Here is an 8,870-nt window from a genome sequence, read left to right as displayed (position 1 = left end):
ACGCGCTTCCAGGGTTTCTTTGCCCAGATGGTCCAGCTTCAGCTTCAGGTGTGGGCCCATAGGACCTTCACAACCACGGCCTTCACGAATCTCTGTCATCATGGAACGGGCAACCACGTCGCGTGAAGCCAGATCTTTGGCGTTGGGCGCATAGCGCTCCATGAAGCGTTCACCGTCTTTATTGAGCAGGTAACCACCCTCACCACGACAACCTTCAGTCACCAGAACACCGGCACCGGCAATCCCGGTTGGGTGGAACTGCCACATTTCCATGTCCTGCAGCTGAACCCCGGCACGGGCAGCCATACCAACACCATCACCTGTGTTGATGTGAGCATTGGTAGTAGAAGCAAAGATACGACCGGCACCGCCGGTAGCCAATACTGTGGCCTTGGCTTTGAAGTAAACGATTTCACCGGTTTCAATTTCGATTGCAGTACAACCTACGATGGCACCGTCTTCGTTTTTAACCAGATCCAGGGCATACCACTCGGAAAATACCTGAGTCTTGTTCTTAACGTTCTGCTGATACAGGCAGTGTAGCAGCGCGTGGCCGGTACGGTCAGCCGCAGCCGCGGTACGGGCCGCCTGCTCACCACCGAAATTCTTGGATTGACCGCCGAAAGGACGCTGATAAATAGTGCCGTTTTCAAAGCGGGAGAATGGCAGACCCATCTGCTCCAGCTCGATAACCGCTTCAGGGCCGGTCTGACACATGTACTCGATGGCATCCTGGTCGCCGATGAAGTCGGAACCTTTTACCGTGTCGTACATATGGTGTTCCCAGTTGTCCTCGTGGGCATTACCCAGAGCAACAGTGATCCCGCCCTGGGCCGAAACCGTGTGAGAACGTGTAGGAAAAACCTTGGACAGGAGCGCACAGCTCTTGCCCTCTTGAGAAATCTGCAGTGCTGCGCGCATGCCGGCACCACCGGCACCAATCACGACAGCGTCAAACTCGCGTACTGGAATAGCCACTTAAACACCCCACACTATTACTATGCCCGACGCCAGATAAGTAAAGGCTGTCACGACAAAGACAAACTGTAAAACCCCACGCAGTGCTACGTTTTTGACGTAGTCAGTCAGTACCTGCCAAATACCGATCCAGGCATGGATAAGCAGCGCAATAAGCGCCAGCAGAGTAAAGACTTTCATCGGCAGTGAAGCAAACAGCCCATGCCAGACATCGTAGGTGAGAGGTGAACTGCAAGCTGCAAATCCGACCAGGAATATAGTGTAAACGGCCAGAATGACGGCACTTGCGCGTAATAGGATGAAGTCATGAACACCACTGCGTCCAAAACTCGCTGCATTGGTTACCATACCCAGATCCCCGCTAATACAGAAAACACTGCGGTCAGGACAAATACTGCCTTGGCCGATGCCTTACCCGAAGGTAGCTCTTCCCAACGACCGGTATCCATTACCAGGTGACGCAAGCCGCCCAGCAAATGATAAGCCAGTGCGGTCAGAATGCCCCACAGGATAAACTTCACCACGAAGTTGTCTAACAGAGATTGTACGCCTTGGAAACTCTCGGCCGACGCCAGCGAGGCGTTCAGCAACCAGAGAAGTATACCAACAGCGAACAGCATGATCACACCGGATACCCGGTGCAGAATGGACACAATTGCAGTCGCCGGGAAGCGAATGGTCTGCAGATCTAAATGGACAGGTCTTTGCTTTTTCACGTTCTGCTCACTCAGCTCCATTGAGCATTTTTTTTGTTATGTGAACCGATTTTGCTCTTACACAGTTCTGTGACTGAAGTCACAGAGAAGGGTTTCACAATAGAAGGTTGAAACAAAAAGCTAACTTGTTGACAACACACAAAATTAGTTAATTAGTGATATGCTAACCAAGCCCGCCGTTTGTAGCTCTTGCGAGCCGCAGCAAGTATACTCGTCGTAAATGTCAAATACAAACATCACATTATCCAAATTTTGTTTTTTTGCCCTTTTTACAGGATAAGTGCTGGTGTTATCAGGGAAATTGGTCTTACCTATACCATGGTCTAACGAATTTAAACGCTTATTTAAATTGAAATGTGATCTGGATTGGCTGTAAAGTAATGGCCGTTTGACATGCCGCACTCACATAAGAATGAAGTAAGGAGAACGGGGTATGGCTGATTTAAAAGCCAAATTGGAATTACCAGGGAACGACTCGATTGAACTGCCAGTGAAACAAGGAACTGCTGGTTTCGACGTAATCGATATCAGTAAACTCGGCAGTAAAGGCTACTTTACCTTTGATCCAGGATTTCTCGCGACGGCCTCCTGTGAATCTGCAATTACCTATATCGATGGTGCGCAGGGTGTATTGTTACACCGTGGCTATCCGATAGATCAACTGGCGACAGAATCCGACTACCTGGATCTCTGTTACCTGCTGTTGTACGGCGAGCTGCCAAGTAAGGCAGAGTATGAAAAATTCGCCTACACAGTTAAAACTCATACCATGGTGCACGAGCAGTTGGCCTCCTTCTTCAGAGGCTTCCGTCGTGACGCTCACCCAATGGCCATGCTTTGTGGCGTGACAGGCGCTTTGTCTTCTTTCTATCAGGACTCTTTGGATGTCAACGATGCCCGTCATCGTGAAATTGCAGCCTTCCGCCTGGTTTCCAAGATGCCAACCATTGCCGCCATGTGCTACAAGTACTCCATAGGACAGCCGTTCGTGTACCCACGCAACGACCTGAGCTATGCCGGTAACTTCCTGTCGATGATGTTCGCTGTACCTTGTGAAGAATACAAGGTGAACCCGATTGTGGAACGTGCCATGGATCGCATCTTTATCCTGCACGCCGATCACGAGCAGAACGCTTCAACCTCAACCGTGCGTCTGGCGGGCTCTTCGGGTGCTAACCCATTTGCCTGTATCGCTGCCGGTATCGCTTCGCTGTGGGGACCTGCCCATGGTGGTGCCAACGAAGCTTGTCTGCGTATGCTGGAAGAAATCGGTACTGTGGATCGCATCCCTGAGTTTATCGAACGCGCCAAAGACAAGGATGATCCTTTCCGTCTGATGGGCTTCGGTCACAGGGTTTACAAAAACTTCGATCCACGCGCCAAAGTGATGCGTGAAACCTGTCACGAAGTGCTGGCCGAACTCAAGGTTAACGACCCTCTGCTGGATGTTGCCATGGAACTTGAGCGTATCGCCCTGGAAGATGAGTACTTCATCTCCAAGAAGCTCTATCCAAACGTCGACTTCTACTCAGGTATCATCATGAAGGCGATTGGTATTCCAACCTCCATGTTTACCGTTATCTTTGCCCTGGCTCGTACTGTTGGCTGGATTGCCCACTGGAAAGAAATGCTGGATCAGCCTGGTCACAAGATCAGCCGTCCACGTCAGCTCTACACAGGTGCGACTTCCCGCGACTTCGTGGAACTGGACAAGCGTTAAATCTAAGTGGTTAAAAGTCCAAATCCGATGACCTCTGGTCATCGGATTTTTTGTACCTCTTTGATGTCTATCAGCCCTTTATCCACGCCAAACTGCAACCGTACGCTTGAAACAGTCACTCCAATAAGGCTTGAGATAGTAATGAGCGGGTATAGAACCTGACCAAGCTAAACTCACCATAAGCCGAATACAAACTGCCCAAAACTTAAACCAAGCATCCAAGCATCCAAGCATCCAAGCAAGAATGTTAAGACAAGCTATCATTTACCCGACCACGCTTAAAAAATACGAATAATTCCTCGCGGTGGTCTCTGTTGTAAAGCTTAGCTTGCCGGTCAGTACGCCACCCCAGACCGCACATAGGACTTGTTCGCGCCTTCTATTATAGCCCCTTGTCTTTATCAGCCCGCATCAAGGACTCCAGCTCTGCCCTGCCCTTATTGGACAAGCGAATAAGCGCCTTAAGATCATCCTTGTGCTTGGCCCCGGCCTCAACCTGTGCCTTGTCGTGCTCGGCAAATATCTTCACCCGCTCATTGGCTTGAACCTGACTGAGTCCCAGTGTTTGCAACACACTCTCACTGGCACTGAGGGCCGAACCGAAGGTTTCCCGAAATACCGACGTCACCCCAAGACTCATCAAACGATAGGCATGGTTACGGTCACGGGCCCTGGCGACCACGGCCACATGAGGAAAGTGCGTCTTCACCTGAGTCACTATCTGCAATGAATCTTCCACATTGTTGACCGCTACCAGGATCACCCGCGCCTTGGGCAAACCGGCCGAAAACAGCATATCGAGCCGCTTGGCATCACCAAAATACACTTCACCACCAAATTGGCGCACCACGTCCACATGACGGGCATCTTTATCCAGCGCCACAAACGGGATCCCTGAGGATGCCAAAATACGGCCGGTGATCTGCCCCATACGGCCAAAACCGGCGATGACCACTTCACTTTCTGACCCTTCTATCACATCAGGTAAACGGCTCGCTTCCACAGGTTTGCCAAGCAACCTGAACAACTTCAGCAAATAAGGCGTTATCGCCATCGACAAGCCTATAGCCAATACCAACATCTGGCTGATTTTCTCAGATAAAAGCCCTGACAACTGTGCCTGGGAAAGTAGTACAAAAGCAAATTCACCGCCTTCGGCCAAGATCAACCCCAACACCATGGCACTGCGCCAGGTATGGTGTCTAAACTTCCCAAGCAACATAAGTACCAAAGTCTTCACCGCCAGCATGCCAAAGAGGATCCCCAACAACGCCAAAGGCTCCTTCAGCAGTAAGCCCAGATCCATGGTCATGCCTACAGCCATGAAAAACAGCCCCAAAAGCAAGCCCTTGAAAGGCTCAATATCGGTTTCAAGCTGATGGCGATAACCCGAGTTGGCCAGCATGATACCGGCCAAAAACGCCCCCATACCGGCCGAAAGCCCTAGCCAGGCCATTAGCGCCGCGCTGCCCATCACCAGCAATAACGAAAACGCCGTCAGCACTTCGCGCACCCCACTGGCCGCCACCAACTGCAATACTTTGGGAAGCAGGTATTTCCCCACCAGCAAAAATCCCAAGAGCGCCAAACAGGTCCAATACCAGGGCACGGCATGATGAGCCGGATCGGCGCCGCTTGGCGACAGATAGGCAATCAGCAGCATCATGGGGATCACCGCCAGATCCTGCATCAGCAACACCCCAAAGGCGTCACGACCTACTGGTGTGGTGAGCAGTCGCTGCTCATTCATTAATTGCACCGCAAATGCTGTAGAAGACAGGGATAGCGCTGCGCCAACAATAATAGCGGCTTCGATGGAAAGCCCGACACCGAATGCCAAAGCGCTGACCACTGCCCAGGACAGCAGTAACTGACCACTGCCGAGGCCGAATATGGCACTGCGAAGTTCCCAGAGTTTGCCAGGAGTCAATTCAAGCCCCATGACAAACAGCATGAGGATCACCCCAAGCTCGGCAAAATGAAGCACAGCTGCCGGCTCGGAAACCACAGCAATACCGCCCGGTCCAAGCAGTACACCGGCGGCAAGGTAAGAAAGTATGGGGCCTATACCAAAGCGCTTGCCAAGTGGAACCAACACCACGGCAGCGAGCAAAAACATGAGCACTGAGGTAAAGATGCCGGCCTGTTCCATCGAGACTCCTTAACAAATAGCAATAGAAGGCTGTTGTTTGCCACACTTATATACAGGGATAAAAGGCATGGATGATTTAAATGACCCAAAGCAGCTTTTACTTGGGCCTATCACGGGAGTTTCAGTATAGCCAGCTTTATGGGCCTTGATAACCGAAATTTTGAACGTATTTAAAAATAAGTCTTTTAAATACAAATGGTTTTCAATGCTGCAGCAGGCTTATTGCAAGCCGGTAAAGCGAGTTCAAAATTTCTTGTTAGTCGATCTGGCACCGATTTTGTCCGAAGCGACTAAAATAAGCCCCTCCCGTGAATTTATTCTATTTTCCAGAGGTTAATTTGAGCCAAAACAACAATTTTGCAACAGCGAGACGAACCAAGTCACTTTTATGTTGTCGAAGCCTCAAGCGCCGAGTCAATAGCCCTTGTCAGCACGGGCTGGGCTTGGGTATTATGGCCGACAGTTTTTCATGAAGTAGCACATTCAATGTCAATTAAAAAGCAAAGTCTTACCCTGCTGAGCGTTAGTGCGCTCACCCTCTCACTCAGTGCCTGCAGTGTCTTTGACTGGCTGGTGTACAAGCCTGATATTCCACAGGGCAACTATATGGAGCCTCAGCAGGTGGAAAAGCTGCGCATCGACATGACCAAGGAGCAGGTGGAATTTGTGCTTGGGCGTCCTGTACTGCGGGACAGCTTCAAGGATGATACCTGGTACTATGTTTACCATTACAAGAGTGGTCGTGATGCCAGCATTACCCATAAAGAACTGATCCTGCACTTTAGCGGCGATCAATTGGCCAAGGTCACAGGGGATTACGAACTGAGTAATGAATTCAATACCCCGCTGGAACAAAGCAGCCTGCCAATGGCCAACAGCCCTGAGCTGACGCCGCAGATCCCACAGCAACGCGGCGATGAAAAACCTTTGGTTGAAGAGCAGGATCCAACCAAAATGAATAAACACGAACAGGACCGTAAGTAATGGCTTACGCCTAAACTTGAATCCAAGACATTAAAAAAGCGCCTGTTGGCGCTTTTTTAATGTCTTGGATTCAGCAAAGTAACTCAGTTGATTTTGGCGCCGGTCACTTTATTGATCCGCCCTTCCTCCGCGGCCTTCTCGGCACGCTTACGGCGTACCTCTTTAGGGTCGGCAATCAAAGGACGATAGATTTCAATTCTCTGCCCGGGTTCAACTTCGTCATCGTGTTTGACCTGACGGCTGAAGGTGCCGAGTTTCACCGTTTCCAAGTCAATCTCAGGGAAAAAAGCCTGGATGTTACTCTGACGCACAGCCTCGATAAAACTGGTACCCGGCGTCACGGAAACACTGATCACTTTCTGTTGTGTCGGTAAGGCATAAATAACATCGACACTGAATTTTTCCTGTTCACTTGCCACTGTATACTTCCTTCGCCCTTTGAGTAAAAGCCGTAACCATAGAGGTAACCAGCTCTTTGAATACCTTGCCGAATGCCATACCCACCAAGGCGCTGGAGAACTCAAAATTCAACTCAAACTCCACCTTACATGCATCTTCTGCCAACTCGGTAAAATACCAATGACCGGTCAAATGCTTGAAAGGGCCATTCTCCAGTTGCAGCTCAATACTTTTACCCTCCACCACCTGATTACGGGTGGTAAAGGTCTTGCTGATCCCGGCTTTACTGATATCTACCGACGCCAGCATGGTTTTGCCATCAAACTCCAACACCTTGCCGCCAACGCAACCAGGGAGAAACTCTTTATAGGACTCGACATCATTGACTAGCTGGTACATCTGCATCGCACTGTAACGTACCAGAACACTGCGGGAAATCTGTGGCATCCGTTGGTTGATACTCTTGGCTGACTCAAAACAGACCCGGATTTTAGCATGCCGGTCAAAAAACGCATCCTTTGTTCCATCGCAATGAGTTCTACCTCTGTAAGCGCTCAAAAAGCCAGCAACAAAACCCTAAGCTACTGCCCGCAACTCAAAATATTCTTCCAGGCCAATTCCAAATTGGCTGCTGCTGCGTATAATAGCCAGCCTATGGCTAAGAAGAATGCAAAAAAATCCGCAAACGCTCCGGCAACCATTGCCCGGAACAAGCGTGCGACCTTTGAATATCGCTTCGATGAAAAATTCGAGGCCGGTCTGTCCCTAATGGGATGGGAGGTCAAATCCATCCGCGCCGGCAAGGTGAATCTGTCGGAAAGCTTTGTCATGCTGAAAAATGGCGAAGCCTTCCTGCACAACTGTAATATCACCCCACTCAGCGCGGCATCGACTCATGTGGTCTGCGACCCAACCCGCATGCGTAAACTGCTGCTTAATCGCCGTGAACTGGACCGTCTGGCCGGCTTGGTTGAAAGGCAGGGTTACGCCATAGTGCCCATCTCCATGTACTGGCGTAAAGGGGCCTGGGTCAAGGTTGAGATAGGCTTGGGTAAGGGCAAGAAAGCCCACGATAAACGCGACGATATTAAACAACGTGACTGGGCTATCGAAAAAGCCCGGGTCATGAAGAGCAAGTAACTGATATTTGCTGTTATTTCGCACGCCAATTGTACGGATAACCAGCAAGTGATTGTCCTTTGCTAATTAAAGCCTTGGTAAGCAGGTGGTAAAGGGGTTACAATCGATACATCACGGGGGCGATTCTGGATTCGACGGGATTCGCGAAACTCCGGGAGCATGCCGAGGGGCGGTTGGCCTCGTAAAAAGCCGCACAGTTATAGTTGCAAACGACGATAACTACGCTCTAGCAGCTTAAGGCCGCTAGCCATCTACCACAGGTCTCGCACATGGGCAGTGGATTTGATGGTCACCTTACATAGTGCTAGCGAGGGAACCTTGTCTGGGGGTGAACCGCGAAACAGTACCAGGCTCACCGTTTGGAATCCTGTCTTTCGGAGTTCAACCGGTTAAATAAAAGAGAGACTAAGCATGTAGCGCCTTGAGCGTAGGTTTTTCGGACGCGGGTTCAAGTCCCGCCGCCTCCACCAAATAAAACAAAGGGTTAGCAGAAATGCTAACCCTTTTTCTTTGCCGATTTATTGAAAATGGCAGCAAAGTGGCAGCAGAGAAATTGCGGAGTGCTGCCACTTCCCTTCTTTTCAGTTCTGGATCCTCTCAATGTCTTATTGATCAACTGCTTTAGTATGGCCGCCGTTTTCTGGCTTTCTCTCATACCCTCACGTAATCCACGCAAAACCCCGTGCTGCTGCGGCTTTCACTCCTGCATCCATGGTCAATCCAACCTAGTGGAACTGTAAAACAGTGAAATTAACCGCGATCTTTTCAGATCTTCGATCCT

At 50.2% G+C, this 8,870-nt stretch carries 9 protein-coding genes and 1 other RNA gene; 4 read left to right on the top strand and 6 right to left on the bottom strand.

The window, feature by feature from the left end; translation table 11 throughout:
• The 3 genes from RC73_RS00045 to sdhC all read right to left on the bottom strand — a co-directional run.
• The coding region (locus tag RC73_RS00045) for an FAD-binding protein (protein WP_039032722.1) at positions 1 to 978 on the bottom strand (978 nt) is incomplete at its 3' end.
• Positions 979 to 1,326 (bottom strand): succinate dehydrogenase, hydrophobic membrane anchor protein, encoded by a 348-nt coding sequence (gene sdhD / locus RC73_RS00040; RefSeq protein WP_039032721.1) that lies wholly within the window; start codon positions 1,324 to 1,326, stop codon positions 979 to 981.
• On the bottom strand, positions 1,320 to 1,715 hold the full coding sequence (gene sdhC / locus RC73_RS00035) for a succinate dehydrogenase cytochrome b556 subunit (RefSeq protein ID WP_025011017.1): 396 nt from the start codon (positions 1,713 to 1,715) through the stop codon (positions 1,320 to 1,322). Before sdhC ends, sdhD begins: the two co-directional genes overlap by 7 nt.
• 412 nt (positions 1,716 to 2,127) lie before the next feature.
• Here sdhC and RC73_RS00030 point away from each other — a divergent pair, with 412 nt between their 5' ends.
• On the top strand, positions 2,128 to 3,414 hold the full coding sequence (locus tag RC73_RS00030; RefSeq protein ID WP_039032720.1) for a citrate synthase: 1,287 nt from the start codon (positions 2,128 to 2,130) through the stop codon (positions 3,412 to 3,414).
• A 382-nt stretch (positions 3,415 to 3,796) separates the two neighbouring features.
• On the opposite strand, the gene RC73_RS00025 is transcribed toward RC73_RS00030, so the two are convergent.
• Complete coding sequence (locus RC73_RS00025) at positions 3,797 to 5,566, bottom strand: monovalent cation:proton antiporter-2 (CPA2) family protein (RefSeq protein ID WP_039032719.1); 1,770 nt, start codon at positions 5,564 to 5,566, stop codon at positions 3,797 to 3,799.
• Positions 5,567 to 6,052: 486 nt separating this feature from the next.
• On the opposite strand from RC73_RS00025, the gene RC73_RS00020 reads away from it, so the two are divergent.
• On the top strand, positions 6,053 to 6,550 hold the full coding sequence (locus RC73_RS00020) for an outer membrane protein assembly factor BamE (RefSeq protein WP_039032718.1): 498 nt from the start codon (positions 6,053 to 6,055) through the stop codon (positions 6,548 to 6,550).
• Positions 6,551 to 6,633: 83 nt separating this feature from the next.
• On the opposite strand, the gene RC73_RS00015 is transcribed toward RC73_RS00020, so the two are convergent.
• Both RC73_RS00015 and RC73_RS00010 read right to left on the bottom strand, forming a co-directional pair.
• Positions 6,634 to 6,969, bottom strand: coding sequence for an RnfH family protein (locus RC73_RS00015; RefSeq protein ID WP_039032717.1), 336 nt, complete (start codon positions 6,967 to 6,969; stop codon positions 6,634 to 6,636).
• A complete protein-coding gene (locus RC73_RS00010) occupies positions 6,959 to 7,396 on the bottom strand; it encodes an SRPBCC family protein (RefSeq protein ID WP_039032716.1) in 438 nt (145 codons plus the stop codon). Before RC73_RS00010 ends, RC73_RS00015 begins: the two co-directional genes overlap by 11 nt.
• Positions 7,397 to 7,603: 207 nt before the next feature.
• Here RC73_RS00010 and smpB point away from each other — a divergent pair, with 207 nt between their 5' ends.
• Positions 7,604 to 8,089 carry an SsrA-binding protein SmpB gene (gene smpB, locus RC73_RS00005; protein WP_025009743.1) on the top strand — a complete coding sequence of 162 codons (486 nt, stop codon included), beginning with the start codon at positions 7,604 to 7,606 and terminating at the stop codon, positions 8,087 to 8,089.
• A 115-nt stretch (positions 8,090 to 8,204) separates the two neighbouring features.
• Positions 8,205 to 8,559: a transfer-messenger RNA gene (gene ssrA / locus RC73_RS19975) on the top strand.
• The last annotated feature ends 311 nt before the right edge of the window (positions 8,560 to 8,870 follow it).

This window comes from Shewanella sp. ECSMB14102, assembly GCF_000813075.1.
Taxonomy (GTDB): domain Bacteria; phylum Pseudomonadota; class Gammaproteobacteria; order Enterobacterales; family Shewanellaceae; genus Shewanella; species Shewanella indica.
This window is presented reverse-complemented; position numbering and strand designations above follow the sequence as displayed.